This is a genomic window from Actinoplanes italicus (genome assembly GCF_003001815.1).
Lineage (GTDB): Bacteria > Actinomycetota > Actinomycetes > Mycobacteriales > Micromonosporaceae > Actinoplanes > Actinoplanes italicus.
In genome coordinates this window covers 754,549-770,551 of sequence record NZ_PVMZ01000001.1, presented here as the reverse complement: position 1 = coordinate 770,551, position 16,003 = coordinate 754,549, and the positions used below count along the sequence as shown (strand labels likewise).

Genomic DNA, 16,003 nt, shown 5'->3' with positions numbered 1-16,003 from the left:
CACCTGGATGTGGCCTCCCCGAACCCGGGGGGGCTGCGGTTTATTGGGGAACATGAGCGAGAAGACCTACGCCGACACGTTCGACGCCGGGGCCGCCGAGTGGATGCGGTCGGGTGAACCGGGTGGCGAGTACGTGGAGATCGCCCGGCTGCCCGACGGCGGTGTCGCCATGCGCAACTCGAACGACCCGGACACGATCCTGTTCTTCACCCGGGCCGAGTGGGACGCCTTCACCGGCGGTGTGAACGACGGCGAGTTCGATCTCTAGGCGTCGATCCGAGACCTAGCGACGATGCCGACCCGAGCTGGTCGATAGCATCCGTGACCGCGCCCGCCTCGGTCGTCAACGGCCGTCCGGTGACCCTCTCCGGAACCGCGAACAGCCTGCCGATCGGCCACACGCTGGAGGTCACCCGCAGGGAGGAGTGGGACACCGGCATCGAGCCGCCTGTGATCGGAACGCCGGTCATCGACAGCACCGGATCGTCGACCGTGCGGTTCACCGGCACCTACAAGGCGGGCACGAAGTGGAGGGTCCGTTCCGAGTACATCTGGAGCGGGAGCGGCGACAACGTGAACGCCCGCACCTACGGCGCTCGGACGTACTTCACCTACACCAAGTGAGTGCTCCGGGCGTACGACATCGGGGTTGAGAAAGGCGGGCCGGTCATGGTGACCGGCCCGCCTTCCATTGGACCGGATTCCCCCGTGCTGCCTGGCGGGACGGCACGGAAGATCCGGAGCCGATCAGACCGGGTCGAGGGCCAGGGCGTCGAAGACGAAGTTGGGGCTGAGGAACGTCTCGCCGCTGCTGCCGCTCACCACGGAGATCGACAGGGCATTGCTGCCAGTCTTCAAGGCGCTTGCCGGGATCGTGAAGGTGTACGTGGTGTTGTTGCCGCGCCAGGTGCCGCGGGTGACGCCGCGCGAGTTCAGGTTCGCCGGTGTGGGCGACGCCGATGCCGGTGAGGTGTAGCTCCCGATCGCGACGGCCGGGCGGCCACCGGCGAAGTTCGACGTGGTGGCGATGCGCAGCCTGACGCCGTTCGCCGGGACCGAGGCCAGGTCGAAGGTCAGCGCGGCCGGCGAGTTGACCGACTTGAATTCGGCCATCGGGAACGTCGCGGCACCGTTCGCGACGCTGTAGGAGCCCGACTTCCATGCCGACATCCGGCTGTCCGACGGGTGCATCGTCTCGATCCTGTCGGCGTTCAGGAAGCCGGCCGGTGTGCCGTCGAACGTGCCGAGCTGGAACAGGGTGCCGGCGGCTGGGACGTTGCCGGTCATCGCCAGCGTGGTCGTCGCGCCGGCCGTCACGGTGATCGACCTGGTGGCGCCGACGGCCAGCTCACCGGCGTAGAGGGTGGCCGAGTAGGTGCCGGGCCTGATGTGGCCGATCACGAACTTGCCGCCCTTCACCGGGCCCCAGTACTGACCGTTCGGGCCGGCCAGGGCGACCGTCGCCTTGAGGCCGTTCCAGGTGCCCGCCGCGGTGCCGCTGACCCCGCCGCGCTGCGCGTTGGAGAGCATCCCGGGGATGAACGACGCCAGGAAGTCCATGCTGCGGGCGGCCGGTGCCCCGCCGTCGGTGAGGGCCAGCGCGTACGGACCGTGCAGCCCCAGCCGCAGCGCCTCCGTCTGCTGGTGCCCGCTGAACATGTAGTGCGTGATGTTGACCGCGCTGCCCGTGTCGTTGACCTCGATGTCCCGGAAGAACGGGCCACCTGAGGACATGTCGGTGTACGCGGGCAGGATGAACGCGCCGTGGCCGTTGCCGCTGGCGCCGAAAGGCTGCTGCGCGATGAGCCGTTGCGAACTGTAGAACTTCGACGCGGTCCGACCCGCGGAGTTCGCGAAGACGTCCGAGCCCTCGACCGTCGTGCTGAAGCCGCCGGTCCTGGCCGCGGCCGGTGAGGTCGTCAGCACCGACGGCTTGAGCCGGGAGATGAAGCGGGCCTCACCGGGGTTCAGCGCCTTGGTGATGCCGGTCGCCATGTAGACGGTGTTGTCGTTCTTGCGGGCGAAGTAGTACTGGGTCACGCCGATCGACGTGTTCGCCACGCTCACCAGGATCGAGCTGCCGCTGTTGAAGGTCTTGCCGGTCACGGTCGCCGACGACCAGCCGGACTGGAACTGCCCGGCGGCCTGACCGGACGCGGCCAGCTCGGTGCCGTTGTGCTTCAGCGAGGTCATGTCGCCGTTGGTGCCGTTGATCGTGAATGCCAGCCCGGTGCCGGTGTCGAAGCTGACGTTCGCGGCCGCGTTCGCCCACGGCTGACCGAAGCCGAGCAGACCCGCGCCGCCCAGCACCGCCGCCGAGGCGAGACCGGCCGCCAGTGCCCTGCGGCGCTTGCGGGAAGCGGGGCGGCGGTGTGACGGGATGGACATGCGACCACCTATACAAGTCGGGGAGACATCGCATAGGTGGTCGCGGGTCGCGAGAAGGTTGCTCGCGACTTCAAGAAATTTTCAACCGTGTGACCAGGCTTGACTTGATTTGGGAGCGCTCCTACGGTCAGTGCCTGACCTTATTCGGGGGGTAAAGAAGAGGGGCTGCGGTGGCCATGCCGCGGCCCCTCTTTACCGCCCCTCTTTACCGCCTCGGCCACCGCGGCCCGCGGGCTGGACAGCACCGTCAGGCCCGGCAGCAGCGCGGCCGCCCCCGCCATGCTGGCCTGCGCCAGCACGAAGACGTCAGCGTCCGCGGCGACCGCCCGGACGTGTGCCGCGATCTCCTCGTCATAGGCGCCCAGGTCACCGGCCTCGAAGTGCCGCCAGGCGGTGTAACAGGGCGACGGGATCAGCGTGACCGGCCGCCCGGCCGTCTCCCTCAGCAGAGCCAGCGTCGGCTCCATCGTGGACTCGACGGTCGCGACCACGGCGATCCGGTCGCCCGCCGCGACCGCTGCCTCGGCCATCGGACGATCGAGACGCAGCACCGCCACCTCGCCGGACATCGCCTCGGCGTCGGCCCCGATCGTCGAGCAGGTACAGACGATCAGGTCCGCCCCGGCGGCGACCAGCTCCTTCAGCCGCCCCGCGAGACCCGGAGCCGAGCCGGTCCGGCGAGCATCGGCGAGCAGGCTCTCGTCCACCAGATGGAGATCGTCCAGGCCGGGCGGGGCCAGCTCGGCGAACAGCTCCCGGAACGTCGCGACGTGCACCTCGGCCGTGTGCAGGAACCCGATCACGGTCACTCGTGGATCACCCTCGCCTCCGGAACACCCCGGGCCCGGGCCACGTGAGCGGCCTCCTGCTCGACCCGGTCCACGGCCGTCTTCTCGAACGCGGTCACCGTGAGGTCGACCCGTTTACGCCCGGCCATCTTCGCCCGCCACACCCCGGCAATCTCGCCGTCGACCAGCAGGACACCCGGGTTGCCGAGGATCCGCCACACCTCCTTCTGCCGCTCCCGGCCAGGCACCAGCAGGTCACGGTCACGGGCCTGCAGCAGCGGATCCATCGGCGGCAGCCAGCGCACACCGCGCGGAGCCGGAGCGGACGTCAGCAGGTCGACCGACGCCTCGGGCAGCCAGGCCCGGCGCCCGTCCACCCGGACCTCGGCCAGACCGGCGGGCGGCCACACCGACTTGATCACCGTGGTCGTGCTGCCCAGGTATTTCGCCACCTCCGCCGGTCCGGCCGGACCGAGAAACCGCAGGTAGGTCGCGATCAACCGGTCGACGCCGCGGTTGACGGCCGGGATCGGCGGTGGATCCGGCAGCGGGCCGAGCGCCGCGTCCTTCCCGCGGGACAGCACCTCGACGCCGCCTGCCAGACCGGCGTGCTGCCACACGTTCCCGGCGACGTGGCGGGCCGCGCAGGACCTGCAGTCGTACGTCAGCTCGGCCGGCACCCGCCGGCTGACCTGTGTGCTCGCCTCGCCGCGCGGCATCGGCCCGGTGAGAACCTCGCGGAACGCCTCGGCGGTCGCGGTGAAAGCCCGGACCCCGAGCCGCGCGGCGTCGGGGATCTGCCCGCTCCTGACCCGCGCCGCGGCGTCGTCGTCGCTCACCGGCCACAGCTGCCCGGTGAGATCCGCGAGGTCGGCGCGGCGATGCAGGTGCGGCGCGCCGCGGGCGGCCCACACGGTGATCAGCCGCTCGTCATCCGGCTCAGCGGTGGTACGGGCGGCGAGCGCGACCCGTGTCGAGTCGGGGGTGTACTCCTGCACGCCGAGATCGAGCAGGGGCAGGTCGGCGGGCCGGTCGCCGGTGCGATCGGCCAGGCCCTGGGCGGCGATCCGGTACGCCATCACGCGCGCACGATCCACGTCGATCATCGGCACTCCCTCCGTGCTCAGCGCACTATCGCCGACCGTACCGCCGGGCGGCGACGTTTTTGCGGCGATCATCCTGCGGGTCGGAGCGGCTCTCCACGTACTCCCAGGTGTCCAGCGTGGCCGGCCCGTACGGCCCGTCCTGCTGAATGGGCGGCTCGGCCGCCGGACGGTAACCGCATCGCCGGGCCACCGAGGTGCTCGCCGAGTTGCCCCGGTCGATCCGCAGAAGCAGTCGCCGCAGTCGCAGGGTGTCGAAGGCGTAGCCGGTGAGCAGCGACAGCGCCGCCGTCGCGAGACCGCGGCGCCGAAAGGGCCGGCCGACCAGATAACCCAGTTCGGCCTCGTGCAGCTCGGAGCTGACGTTGAAGAGCAGCACCTCACCGAGCGGCCGGCCACCGTCGGCGGTGATCGCCAGCTGGATGCGGCTGCCGCCGATGCGGCCCTGATGCGCCCGCCGCAGATAGGCGAGCCCGGCCTCGACGTCGAACGGGGAGGGCATCAGCGTCCAGCGGGCGATGTCCGGCTCGTCGAGCAGCGCGACCAGATCGTCGAGATCTTCCCCACGCCATTCCCGCAGCACGACGCCGGTGCCCGCCAGCCTCAGCGGGTAGGGCAGCGGGCTGACGGTCACCTGTCCAATCGTGCCGGTAAGACCGTCTTTGGTGCTACCCCGTGCAGAATTCCTTACCGATCACCGGTCGGATCACGGACACCCTGCAAGATGCATGATCGGCATCATGTCGACACCGATGCGCTCCGACGAGCACTGGGCCACGTACAACTCACGCCAGGCGGCGCGGCCGATCCGGGACCTGTGCCGCCGGGTGATCGCGATCGCGGGCCCGGCCGCCGGCCGCGTCGCCGTGGACCTGGGATGCGGCGCCGGCCGCGAGACGAGGGAGTTCCTCGAAGCCGGCTGGCGGGTCCTGGCCGTGGACGGCGAGCCGGGAACCGAAGCGCGGCTACTGCGCACCATCGGCGGCCGCCACAGGGCATTAACAATCAAGATCACAAAGTTCCATAATTTGTACGATCTACCCGGCACCGATCTGGTCTTTGCGGGTTACTCGCTCCCGTTCCAGCCGCGCGACTCCTTCGATCGCCTGTGGACACTGATCCGCCGGTCGCTGCATCCCGGCGGCCGGATCGCGGTCGACCTCTTCGGCGACCACGACAGCTGGGCCGGCCAGCCGGACATGACGTTCTTCAGCGAGCCCGAGGTGCGTGCCCTGTTCGACGGCCTGGAGATCGAGTACTGGGCCGTGGAGGACGCGCCTGGCCAGGCTTTCAGCGGCCCCAAGCACTGGCACGTCTTCCACGTCGTGGCCAGGTCGGCCTAGAGCCGCCAGCCCGCCAGCCGTCAGTCCGCCCGCCGCCAGTCCGCCCGCCGTCAGTCCGCCCGCCGTCAGTCCGCCCGCCGTCAGTCCGCCCGCCGTCAGCCGCCAGCCGTCAGTCCGCCAGCCGCCAGCCGCCCGCCGCCGGTCCGCAAGCCCGAGGCGCAGCGACACGACGAACCCTCGCCTCAGCCTTGATCATCGCGGTCGCGTGCCGGGTTTTGGCCATCACGGTTCAACCGCTCGCGTGGGTAGGCCACCCCTCCCCGGTTGCGTGGTGATTCGTGGTCCACATACGGGCGTAGGTAACCACGTTGCTGGGGAGCGCGGTCTGCGTGGTGTTTTGCGGTGTGTGCGTGGGCGTAGGTCACCACGTTGCTGGGGGGCCGCGGTCTGCGTGGTGATTAGTGGTTCACATGCGGGCGTAGGTAACCACGTTGCTGGGGAGCGCGGTCTGCGTGGTGTTTTGCGGTGCGTGCGTGGGCGTAGATCACCACGCTGCTGGGGACTGCGGTCTGCGTGGTGATCTGCGGTGCATGTGCGGGCGTAGGTCACCACGCAGCGGACGTGGAGACGTCCGAAGACGAGGCGGTCGAGACGGTCAGGGGGATCCAAGATCCGTGCACTGGGGATTCATGGCTCAGCTACTGCCGGCGAGCTGGACCTGGACGGCGAAGGATCTCTGCACAACTTGCCGATCAGGTTCTGCCCGAGCCGTGGCCGATCCCGACGTTCGCCGATTCAGGGACGAGTCCGGGTCTCGAAAACCGCAGCATCGCTGTGCTGGACGATCATCTTGGCCGGTTCTAGACACCTTTCGCAGTCGGGGTTCCCGGCCCGTCAGCCGCATCCGACTGAGCCGTCGGCGGCGCTCGGCCGGCTGACGGCCTGGCGTCACCGTCGTGGGCTCCGGGGCCGCGGGGGTCGGTTACCGCCGCGACCCGGTGCTGGACGATCAACTACGGCCGTTTTCGGCGCCGGGCTCCGGGATATCGCTGCCTCCGGCCCGTTAAAGGATTCGCCGGGCATGGCTGGGTGATCAGGCGGCCTGGGGAAGGGTTCGCTGGGCATGGCTGGGTGATCAGGCGGTCTGGGGAAGGGTTCGCTGGGCATGGCTGGGTGATCAGGCGGTCTGGGGAAGGGTTCGCTGGGCATGGCTGGGTGATCAGGCGGTCTGGGGAAGGGTTCGCTGGGCATGGCTGGGTGATCAGGCGGTCTGGGGAAGGGTTCGCTGGGCATGGCTGGGTGATCAGGCGGTCTGGGGAAGGGTTCGCTGGGCATGGCTGGGTGATCAGGCGGCCCGGGACAGGATTGTCCCCACCGGCCCCAAACAGACCCTCACCGTAAAGGTGTCTAGAAAGCCGGCTACGCCCTATGGGCTGCTTCCGGGCAGGGAAGGGCGCGCGAGGCACGGCTCGCCGATCGAACAGCGGGCATGCGGCCTCCCTGTCCGACGACGTGACCGTTGCGGGAAGGCCCGCCCCCGAGTCCGCGAGCTCTCTAGATTCGCTGGGCGGTGATCTCCAGCCCGGCGGCGCGCAGCCGGTCGACCAGGGCGTCACCGATTCCGGTCGCCGGGGTCAGCACGCCGCCCCCGAGATCCGGGAGCCGGTCCCTGTCGTGCACGAGCGCGAGTGCGGCTTCGCCCAGCATGACGGCCGTCGCGGCGTACCCCGGATCGCCTTTGGCCTTGAATCGTGCCCGGTAGCGGGCCCCGGAGGTGGTGGTCGTGAAGATGTCCATGGTGAAGTGCCCGCTGCGCTGGACCTCCTCGCTGGGCCCGGCACCGGGTGCGGGCAGCACGCGGTCGAGCACGAATCGCAGCGGCGGCACCGCGAATCCGATGACGAGGCCGCTCAGCGCGGTCTTCACGGTGGTGGCCGCGAACCTGCTCTTCACCCGCAACACCTCGCGGTAGCGGAACCTGCGGCCGTACGCCCAGCCGCGCAGCGCGTTGCTGCGCCGGACGACCCGCGTGTTGTAGGACGCCATCACGAACGGCGCGAGGTGTCCGCGGATGCTCGTGTCCACGTCGGATCCCGGCATGCTGAGCATGTCGGGTTGGCGGCCGAGGTCCGGCTCGGATTCACGGTCGGGGCTGAGCGAGTACGGACTGGCGCCGACCCGCCGCAGCCGGGTGTCCTTCTTCATCACGTCGACCTGGTGGCGCATCGAGTCGATGGTGCCGCCGCTGACACCGCCGCGCATGCTGGCGACGACCAGTGTGGTGTCGGTGAGTTCGCCCTCGCCGTCCGCGGCCACCTGCGCATGCAGGACGTGCACGCCGATGTCGGACGGGATCGAGTCGAAGCCGCACGAGTGGATGATCCGGGCTCCGGTGCGCCGTGCCGTCTCGTGGTTCTCGTCGATGCTGTCCCGTGCGAACAGCACCTCGCCGGTGAGGTCCACGTAGTCGGTACCGGTTGCGGCACACGCGCGGGCCAGCGGCGTGCCGTACTTCGCGTACGGACCGACGGTGGTCACCATGACGCGTGTACGGCCGGCCATCGTGGTCAGCGCTTCCTCGTCGTTCGCGTCGGCGACCACGATGGGCAGGTTCAGGCCCAGACGCTCCAGTTTCGCCGTGTCGCGACCGGCCAGCGCGATCCGCGTGCCCTCCGGCGCGTGTCCGGTGAGGTGCCGCGCGACGAGCGCGCCCACGAACCCTGAAGCCCCGTAGACAACCATGTCGAACTCGCGCTCTTGATCGCTCATGGCTGCCGATTGTGCACCCTCCGTGGAGGGTTGAACACCCGGTGCGCCGCGCCGAATGAAGCGGGATATCCACACAAAGGAAGATCAAAGCCGCTAATTTGTGACTTACAACTCCATTGCCGCGTCTCGCGTTACCTCAGAGCGCGGCAGGACGGAAGCCCGCGAGAAGGCGGGCACCGTGGCCGGAGACGCCGAGTCCAGCCGCCGACCACGGTTCGACGAAACCCAAGGCATGGAGCGGGGGACCCAAGAGTTCCTCGGCGCTACGGCGCCTCGGGGTGAAGCCGCGAAACTGCGGCCGGGCACCTCTGCCCGAACCCGACAGCTGACCTCGTAGGCGTGGAGGGAAAGCTCATGGTTCAGATCGGAAGACGAGTTCGTCGCGCGGTCGGCATGGTGGCCGCGGGTCTCGCCGGAAGTGTGGTCCTGGCCGGACCGGCGCACGCCGACATCAACTGGGATGCCATCGCGCGCTGCGAATCCGGGGGCAACTGGAGCATCAACACCGGAAACGGTTACTACGGGGGCCTTCAGTTCAGCAGGAGCACGTGGCGTGCCTACGGCGGCACGAAGTACGCGTCGACGGCCAACCAGGCCTCGAAGTCCGAGCAGATCCGCATCGCCGAGCGGGTGATGCGCGGGCAGGGCATCGGCGCGTGGCCGACGTGCGGGCGGCGGCACGCCTTCACCGCGGCGTCTCGCGGCGGCGTGCGCAAGGCGTCGACGCACCGGGCAACCGGTACCTACGTGGTGCGGCGAGGCGACACGCTGGCGCGGATCGCGGCCCGGCACGATGTCCGGGGCGGCTGGAGAGCGTTGTACCGGGCGAACGCGAACGTCCTGAACAGCCCACACCACCTGCGGGTGGGGCAGCGATTGAAGGTTTAGAAGTGGGCCCGGCGCGATTTGAACGCGCGACCTACCGCTTAGGAGGCGGTTGCTCTATCCACTGAGCTACGAGCCCGACGTTGCTGAGGGTACCAGCCGCGGGAGCCCGGATCGGCGCGGCCGACCCGGGCTCGGCGATAACGGCCGCTGGATCAGGCCAGGTCGAAACGGTCCAGGTTCGCTACCTTGACCCACGCGTCGACGAAGTCGGTGACCAGCTTCTCCTTGGCGTCGTCGCTGGCGTAGACCTCGGCCTGGGCACGCAGCACCGAGTTCGACCCGAAGATCAGGTCTGCGCGGGTGGCGGTCCACCTGACCTCACCGGTCCGGCGGTCGCGGCCCTCGAAGGTCTCGCCGTCGGAGTCGGTGGCCGACCAGTTGGTGCCGAAGTCGAGCAGGTTGACGAAGAAGTCGTTCGTCAGCACGCCCGGGGTCTCGGTGAAGACGCCGTGCTGCGAGCCGCCGGTGTTGGCGCCCAGCACGCGCAGGCCGCCGACCAGCACGGTCAGCTCCGGCGCGGTCAGGGTGAGCAGCTGAGCCCGGTCGACCAGCAGCGCCTCGGTGGGGCGGTTGTGGCCCTTCGCGAGGTAGTTGCGGAAGCCGTCGTGGGTGGGCTCCAGCACCGCGAACGAGTCGGCGTCGGTCTGCTCCTCGGTCGCGTCGGTACGACCCGGGGTGAACGGCACCTCGACGTCGAATCCGGCGTCCTTGGCGGCCTTCTCCACGGCGGCCGAGCCGGCCAGCACGATCAGGTCGGCCAGGGAGATCTTCGTGGCGCCACCGGCCGCGTTGAACTCGGCCCGGACGCCCTCCAGCACGCCCAGGACCTTGCGCAGCTGCGCCGGGTCGTTGGCCTCCCACTGGTTCTGCGGGGCCAACCGGACGCGGGCGCCGTTCGCGCCGCCGCGCTTGTCGGTGCCACGGAACGTCGAGGCCGACGCCCACGCCGTCGCGACCAGCTCGGAGACGGTCAGGCCGGAGTCCAGCACCTTGGCCTTCAGCTCGGCGATCTCAGTCGCGCCGACCAGCTCGTGGTCGACGGCCGGCAGTGGGTCCTGCCAGATCAGCGGCTCGGACGGGACCTCCGGGCCGAGGTAGCGGGCAATGGGGCCCATGTCACGGTGGGTCAGCTTGAACCACGCCTTGGCGAAGGCCTTGCCGAACTCCTCCGGGTTCTCGTGGAACCGCTTCGAGATCGGTCCGTAGATCGGGTCGAACCGCAGCGCGAGGTCCGAGGTCAGCATCCGCGGCTCCTGCCGCTTCGCCGGGTCGAACGCGTGCGGTACGAGGTCCGAGCCGGCGCCGTTCTTCGGGCGCCACTGGTGCGCACCGGCCGGCGACTCGGTGAGCTCCCAGTCGTACGCGAAGAGGATGTGGAAGAACTCGTTGTCCCAGCGGGTCGGGTGGTAGGTCCAGGTGACCTCCAGACCGCTGGTGATCGCGTCGGCGCCGACGCCGGTGCCGAAGCTGCTCTTCCAGCCCTGGCCCTGCGCCTCGATCGGGGCGGCCTCGGGCTCGGGGCCGACGTGATCGGCCGGGCCGGCGCCGTGGGTCTTGCCGAAGGTGTGACCGCCGGCGATCAGCGCCACGGTCTCCTCGTCGTTCATGCCCATCCGGCCGAACGTGTCACGGATGTCCCGGGCCGAGGCCAGCGGGTCCGGGTTGCCGTTCGGGCCCTCCGGGTTGACGTAGATGAGGCCCATCTGCACGGCGCCGAGGGGCTTGGACAGCTCGCGGTCGCCGCTGTACCGGTTGTCGTCCAGCCAGGTGTCCTCGGTGCCCCAGTTGACCTCCGAGGGCTCGAAGACGTCGGGGCGGCCGCCGCCGAAGCCGTACGTCTCGAAGCCCATGCTCTCCAGGGCCACGTTGCCTGCCAGGATCATCAGGTCGGCCCACGAGATGTTCTTGCCGTACTTCTTCTTGACCGGCCAGAGCAGCAGGCGGGCCTTGTCCAGGTTGCCGTTGTCCGGCCAGCTGTTCAGCGGCGCGAAGCGCTGCTCGCCGGAGCCGCCGCCACCGCGGCCGTCGAAGGTCCGGTAGGTGCCGGCGCTGTGCCACGCCATCCGGATCATGAGCGGGCCGTAGTGCCCGAAGTCGGCCGGCCACCAGTCCTGCGAGTCGGTCAGCAGCGCGGCGATGTCCGCCTTGACGGCTGCCAGGTCGAGGCTGTTGAACGCCGCGGTGTAGTCGAAGTCGCCGCCGAGCGGGTTGCCGGCCGGCGAGTTGGCGTGCAGCACGCTCAGGTCCAGCTGGTTGGGCCACCAGTCCCGGTTGGTCCGGCCACCGTGGGAGCCGGAGCCGCCGTGCGCGACGGGGCACTTTCCTTGGGCGGCGAGTTCGTCTGCCACGAATTCCTCCGGGTGAAGAGCGATCAGTCGGCGTGCAGTCTGCCCTGCTTTTCTGGAATGAGTCAAGAAAACGAGACTTCGGTGATCGGGGCCACCTGATGGATAGCGTCGGGTTGCCCCCGAGTAGTTATCGTTGCTGCCATCGACGGGGGGTTACACAACGTGCGGGTGCTGGTGGCAGACGACGAGCGGATCCTGGCCGACACCGTCGCCGACGGGCTGCGACAGTTCGCGATGGCGGTGGACGTCGTCTACGACGGTGACAGCGCGTTACAGCGCATGAGCGTTCATCGCTACGACGTGGCTATCCTGGATCGGGATATGCCGGGCGTCACGGGCGACGAGGTGTGCACCCGGGTCGTCGACTCGGGGATGGAGACGCGCCTGCTCCTGCTGACCGCCGCGGCCGGGATCCGGGACCGGGTGGAGGGCCTCGGCCTCGGCGCTGACGATTATCTGACCAAGCCGTTCGCCTTCGCCGAACTGGTGGCCCGGGTGCAGGCGCTGGCCCGGCGCTCGGCCGCGCCGCTCAAGCCGGTGCTGGAACAGGACGGCGTCCTGCTCGACACCACCCGGCACTTCGCGTCGCGGGACGGGCTGACCCTCAACCTCACTCCGAAGGAGTTCGCCGTGCTGCGGGTGCTCCTGCGCGCCGGCGGCCAGGTCGTCAGCGCCGAGGAACTGCTCGAACAGGCCTGGGACGAGAACGCCGACCCGTTCACCAACTCGGTCCGCGTCACGATCATGACGTTGCGCAAGAAACTGGGCGAGCCGCCGGTCATCCACACCGTGCCGCGCGTGGGTTACCGGCTGGGGCGGTGACGCGTGCTCGCCCCGAGCCGGCGGGCGATGGTCGTCTGTGTGATCGCCTTCCTGGCCGGTGTCACGGCACCCGGCATCCTGGAGATGCTGTTGCGCTGGCTGCGGACCGCCGGGGCGGTGGTGTGCGGGCCCCCCGGCGACCGGTTCGCGGCCTGCGAGGCGGTTGCCCGGCACGACGGCTGGCAACTCCTGGCGGCGCTCGTCGTGACCTTCCTCGCGCTGCTCGGGGTGGCCCGGCTCGCGGCCCGGTGGATGCTCCAGCCGTTCCGCCAGCTGGTGCCGGCGATCACCAGCGTCGGGCCGCAGAACCTCGGTTACCGGATCAACGCGGGCGACGGTGACGAGGAGATCGTCGTGCTGTCTCGCGCCATCGACACGATGATGGACCGGATCGCGATGGGGTACGAGTCGCAGCGGCACTTCGCGGCCAACGCGGCGCACGAGTTGCGTACCCCGCTGGCCGTGCAGCGCACCCTGATCGAAGTCGGACTCGGGCGAGCCACCACACCGGACAAACTCGACCTCGTCACCGCGCAGCTGCTGCAGACCAACGAGCGCAACGAACGCCTCATCGAGGGACTGCTCGTGCTCAGCGAGTGCGACCGCGGCCTGACCGCCCGAGTGCCGTTACGGCTCGACACCATCGTGGACACGATCCTGGACGATTACGAGGCGCGGGCCGCCGAGGCCGAGGTGACGATCACCCGCACGCTCGAGCCGCGCGTGGTCCGCGGTGAACGGGTGCTGCTCGAACGCCTGGTCACCAACCTGGTCCAGAACGCCGTCAAGTACAACCGGCCGGGCGGCACGATCGAGGTGACGGTCGGGGCGCGGCCGGCGCTGACCGTGGTCAACACCGGCGACGACGTCCCGAAGGAGGCGGTGGTCGGACTCTTCGAGCCGTTCCGCCGCCTCTCCGGAACGCGGATCGACCACAGCGGTGGCGCGGGCCTGGGCCTCGCCATCGTCCGGGCGATCACGCGGGCTCACGACGGGGTCATCTCCGCGCACTCCACCGGCAGGGACGGGCTGCGGGTCGAGGTCTCCTTCGGCGACTCCACCGAGTAGTGGATCCGCGGCACCCGCGTGCCGATCCCGGTGAGGATCTCGTGCGGGTTCGTCTCGGCCCACTCGGCCCATTCGGCGACCGTCGGTTCACCGTTCTCACCGGACCCGAAGATCACCACGCGGTCGCCGGCCACCACCGGGTGGTCACCGGCATCGACCACGACCTGGTCCATGGCGACGCGGCCCACGATCGGGCAGCGCAACCCGCCGATCGAGACCCAGCCCCGCCCGCCGGTGCGCCGCGGGACACCGTCGGCATAGCCGGCCGGGACCAGGGCCAGTGTGGTGTCCCGGTCGGTGACGTGCTCGGGGCCGTAGGACACCCCGGTGCCGGGGCCGACCCGCTTGGTCAGGATGACCGTCGACTCCAGCGTCATGGCGGGACGCAGGCCGAAGACCCGGCCCGGCACCGGCTCGACGCCGTAGATCGCGATGCCCGGGCGCACCAGATCGAAATGAGCCGCGGGGACCTGCAGCGCCGCCGCTGAGTTGGCCATGTGGATCAGGGGCGGGTCGATGTCCGCGGAACGGGACTTGGCGCGGATCCGGGCGAACGTCTCCAGCTGCCGGTGCAGGCCCGGGTCCGACGGGTCCTCGGCGTTCGCGAGGTGGGACCAGACGGCTCGGATCTCGATCAGGCCGGCGGCGCGGAGGCGTACGGCTGTCTCGATCATCTCGGGCCACTCCGCCTCGGTGGCGCCACCGCGTGAGAGACCGGTGTCGGCCTTGAGGTGCACCGATGCCGGCCGGCCGACGCGTTTCGCGGCCCGGCCGAGGGTCTCCAGCGCCGCGATCGAGGAGGCCGACACGTCGACGTCGGCGAGCAGCGCCTCGTCCATCGTCTCGAACGGGGCGTACAGCCACATCAGGATCGGCGCCGTGATCCCTGCCGACCGCAGCTCCAGCGCCTCCTGCAGGGACGTGACGCCGAGCCAGGACGCGCCGTGGGCGAGGGTCGCCCCGGCGACCTGGACCGCACCGTGGCCGAAGCCGTCGGCCTTGACCACGGCCATCAGCCCCGCGCCCGCCGCGGCGCGGGCCAGGAGCCGGGTGTTGTGCCCGATCGCGTCGAGATCGATCAGCGCCCGGGTCATGGCCGCCGACGTCACGACCGATTCGCGCGGGTCAGTGCGGTTTCCAGCAACCGGTCGAGCAGCTGCGAATAGCTGAGGCCGGCCACCCGCCACATCTGCGGGAACTGGGACAGCTCGGTGAACCCGGGCATCGTGTTGACCTCGTTCAGCACCGGGACGGCCGTACCGTCGACCTCGGCCAGGAAGAAGTCGACCCGCAGCAGACCGGCACAGCCCAGGATCCCGAAGATCCGCCGCGCGGCGTCGGCGAGCTGGTCGCGATGCTCGTCCGCGATCTCGGCGGGGATGGTGAACTGGGCCAGGCCGGAGGTGTACTTGGCGTCGAAGTCGAAGAAGCCCTCGGAGCCCTTGAGGTTGATCTCCAGGGCCGGGCCGACCTCGACCTCGCCGTCCGGGCGCTGCAGCACCGCCAGGTCGATCTCGCGACCCACGATCGCGGCCTCCACCAGTACCTTGCTGTCGTGCTCCTTGGCGTGGGCGACCGCGCGGGGCAGGTCGTCCCAGTCGTCGACCCGGGAGACGCCGACGCTGGAGCCGCTGCGCACCGGCTTCACGAACACCGGGAGGCCGAGGCGGTCGCGGTCGGCGGGGGAGACCTCACTCTCACCGTCGCGCAGCACCACGCCGTCGGCCACCGCGATGCCCTCGGCGGCGACGAGCTTCTTGGTGAACTCCTTGTCCATCGACGCGGCGCTGGCCAGCACGCCACTGCCGACGTACGGGACACCGGCCAGGTCGAGCAGCGCCTGGATGGTTCCGTCCTCGCCATACGGCCCGTGCAGACAGGGGAAGGTGACGTCGACGGACTTCAGCACGTCGAGCGCGGCCGAGATGCTGACCAGCGGCGAGACGTCCTCGTCGACCAGGCCGGCACCCGAGACGATGGCGTCGGCGGTCTCCGGGCCGGTGTCCGATCCGACCTGCCAGCGGCCGTCCCGTGCGATGCGGATCGGTACGACCTCGTAACGGGACCGGTCGAGGAATCGGAACACGGACGCGGCCGAGCGGCACGACACCTCGTGCTCCGAGCTCCGGCCTCCGAAGATCACCGCGGCCCGTACCTTGGAACTCTGCATCCTGACATCTTGCGGCATCGCCCATCCGGTGATCGTCAGGGATGCCCTTATACTTTCCTTAAATCCGGCTAATCAGACAAAACGCACATAGGGTCGGTGTGCCACTTGCTTCGGAATCGAATCCCCGTCGGGTGCTGCGAAATGTTCCCGAAACATTGACCGCGGTCGCAATTCAGGCTTTACGTCGCTTCCGCAGTATGGGTCACAAGACGGACTTTCTTAACAGGACTGCTGGTCGCAGGGCATCTGCGCGATTCGCGACCGTACAAAAGCGAACAATGCGCTACGGAGAAAGCCGCGAACCCGACCATCCGCCATTGCCTTTCCGTTACCTTACTGAGAATCATTCGTCACCGGCGATATCTACGCTGCGGCG

Annotated in this window: 14 protein-coding genes, 1 tRNA gene and 1 riboswitch; of the genes, 6 read left to right on the top strand and 9 right to left on the bottom strand. The window is 69.6% G+C overall.

Annotated elements, in window-relative coordinates:
• The first annotated feature begins 52 nt into the window (after nucleotides 1-52).
• A complete protein-coding gene (locus CLV67_RS03735) occupies nucleotides 53-268 on the top strand; it encodes a DUF397 domain-containing protein (protein ID WP_106315654.1) in 216 nt (71 codons plus the stop codon).
• A 53-nt stretch (nucleotides 269-321) separates the two neighbouring features.
• Nucleotides 322-624 carry a hypothetical protein gene (locus CLV67_RS03730; protein WP_106315653.1) on the top strand — a complete coding sequence of 101 codons (303 nt, stop codon included), beginning with the start codon at nucleotides 322-324 and terminating at the stop codon, nucleotides 622-624.
• 123 nt (nucleotides 625-747) lie between these two features.
• Here CLV67_RS03730 and CLV67_RS03725 read toward each other — a convergent pair whose 3' ends face one another.
• From CLV67_RS03725 to CLV67_RS03710, 4 genes are all read right to left on the bottom strand, one after another.
• Entirely contained in the window at nucleotides 748-2,388 is a 1,641-nt protein-coding gene (locus CLV67_RS03725) for a rhamnogalacturonan lyase B N-terminal domain-containing protein (protein ID WP_106315652.1), read from the bottom strand.
• A 140-nt stretch (nucleotides 2,389-2,528) separates the two neighbouring features.
• Nucleotides 2,529-3,197 carry an aspartate/glutamate racemase family protein gene (locus CLV67_RS03720; RefSeq protein WP_106315651.1) on the bottom strand — a complete coding sequence of 223 codons (669 nt, stop codon included), beginning with the start codon at nucleotides 3,195-3,197 and terminating at the stop codon, nucleotides 2,529-2,531.
• Nucleotides 3,194-4,282 (bottom strand): DNA glycosylase AlkZ-like family protein, encoded by a 1,089-nt coding sequence (locus CLV67_RS03715; protein WP_106315650.1) that lies wholly within the window; start codon nucleotides 4,280-4,282, stop codon nucleotides 3,194-3,196. The genes CLV67_RS03720 and CLV67_RS03715 overlap by 4 nt, the downstream gene beginning before the upstream one ends.
• Nucleotides 4,283-4,307: 25 nt before the next feature.
• On the bottom strand, nucleotides 4,308-4,913 hold the full coding sequence (locus CLV67_RS03710; RefSeq protein ID WP_106315649.1) for a GNAT family N-acetyltransferase: 606 nt from the start codon (nucleotides 4,911-4,913) through the stop codon (nucleotides 4,308-4,310).
• Nucleotides 4,914-5,019: 106 nt separating this feature from the next.
• On the opposite strand from CLV67_RS03710, the gene CLV67_RS03705 reads away from it, so the two are divergent.
• On the top strand, nucleotides 5,020-5,622 hold the full coding sequence (locus tag CLV67_RS03705) for a class I SAM-dependent methyltransferase (RefSeq protein WP_239166651.1): 603 nt from the start codon (nucleotides 5,020-5,022) through the stop codon (nucleotides 5,620-5,622).
• 1,494 nt (nucleotides 5,623-7,116) lie between these two features.
• On the opposite strand, the gene CLV67_RS03700 is transcribed toward CLV67_RS03705, so the two are convergent.
• Nucleotides 7,117-8,331 (bottom strand): saccharopine dehydrogenase family protein, encoded by a 1,215-nt coding sequence (locus CLV67_RS03700; RefSeq protein WP_106315648.1) that lies wholly within the window; start codon nucleotides 8,329-8,331, stop codon nucleotides 7,117-7,119.
• Between the two features lie 206 nt (nucleotides 8,332-8,537).
• Nucleotides 8,538-8,686, top strand: a riboswitch (cyclic di-AMP (ydaO/yuaA leader).
• Here CLV67_RS03700 and CLV67_RS03695 point away from each other — a divergent pair.
• Entirely contained in the window at nucleotides 8,686-9,219 is a 534-nt protein-coding gene (locus CLV67_RS03695) for a LysM peptidoglycan-binding domain-containing protein (RefSeq protein WP_106315647.1), read from the top strand. (Overlaps the previous riboswitch by 1 nt.)
• Nucleotides 9,220-9,222: 3 nt before the next feature.
• On the opposite strand, the gene CLV67_RS03690 is transcribed toward CLV67_RS03695, so the two are convergent.
• Both CLV67_RS03690 and katG read right to left on the bottom strand, forming a co-directional pair.
• Nucleotides 9,223-9,295 (bottom strand) — tRNA-Arg (locus CLV67_RS03690).
• 76 nt (nucleotides 9,296-9,371) lie between these two features.
• On the bottom strand, nucleotides 9,372-11,567 hold the full coding sequence (katG, locus tag CLV67_RS03685) for a catalase/peroxidase HPI (protein WP_106315646.1): 2,196 nt from the start codon (nucleotides 11,565-11,567) through the stop codon (nucleotides 9,372-9,374).
• Nucleotides 11,568-11,729: 162 nt separating this feature from the next.
• Between katG and CLV67_RS03680 the strand changes: the two genes are divergently transcribed.
• Nucleotides 11,730-12,389, top strand: a complete 660-nt coding sequence (locus tag CLV67_RS03680; RefSeq protein WP_106315645.1) for a response regulator transcription factor — start codon at nucleotides 11,730-11,732, stop codon at nucleotides 12,387-12,389.
• Between the two features lie 3 nt (nucleotides 12,390-12,392).
• Nucleotides 12,393-13,457 carry a sensor histidine kinase gene (locus tag CLV67_RS03675; protein WP_239166649.1) on the top strand — a complete coding sequence of 355 codons (1,065 nt, stop codon included), beginning with the start codon at nucleotides 12,393-12,395 and terminating at the stop codon, nucleotides 13,455-13,457.
• Here the strand turns inward: CLV67_RS03675 and alr are convergent.
• Entirely contained in the window at nucleotides 13,376-14,551 is a 1,176-nt protein-coding gene (gene alr, locus CLV67_RS03670) for an alanine racemase (RefSeq protein ID WP_106315644.1), read from the bottom strand. The genes CLV67_RS03675 and alr overlap by 82 nt on opposite strands.
• 11 nt (nucleotides 14,552-14,562) lie before the next feature.
• Entirely contained in the window at nucleotides 14,563-15,627 is a 1,065-nt protein-coding gene (locus CLV67_RS03665) for a D-alanine--D-alanine ligase family protein (protein ID WP_106315643.1), read from the bottom strand.
• Nucleotides 15,628-16,003 lie beyond the last annotated feature (376 nt).

What these genes read in the sequence shown, in the direction of transcription:
- CLV67_RS03665 (WP_106315643.1), bottom strand. Translation starts at nt 15,627, where the DNA reads ATGCAGAGTTCCAAGGTACGGGCCGCGGTGATCTTCGGAGGCCGGAGC.
- CLV67_RS03735 (WP_106315654.1), top strand. Translation starts at nt 53, where the DNA reads ATGAGCGAGAAGACCTACGCCGACACGTTCGACGCCGGGGCCGCCGAG.
- alr (WP_106315644.1), bottom strand. Translation starts at nt 14,551, where the DNA reads ATGACCCGGGCGCTGATCGATCTCGACGCGATCGGGCACAACACCCGG.
- CLV67_RS03700 (WP_106315648.1), bottom strand. Translation starts at nt 8,331, where the DNA reads ATGAGCGATCAAGAGCGCGAGTTCGACATGGTTGTCTACGGGGCTTCA.
- CLV67_RS03705 (WP_239166651.1), top strand. Translation starts at nt 5,020, where the DNA reads ATGTCGACACCGATGCGCTCCGACGAGCACTGGGCCACGTACAACTCA.
- CLV67_RS03695 (WP_106315647.1), top strand. Translation starts at nt 8,686, where the DNA reads ATGGTTCAGATCGGAAGACGAGTTCGTCGCGCGGTCGGCATGGTGGCC.
- CLV67_RS03725 (WP_106315652.1), bottom strand. Translation starts at nt 2,388, where the DNA reads ATGTCCATCCCGTCACACCGCCGCCCCGCTTCCCGCAAGCGCCGCAGG.
- CLV67_RS03715 (WP_106315650.1), bottom strand. Translation starts at nt 4,282, where the DNA reads ATGATCGACGTGGATCGTGCGCGCGTGATGGCGTACCGGATCGCCGCC.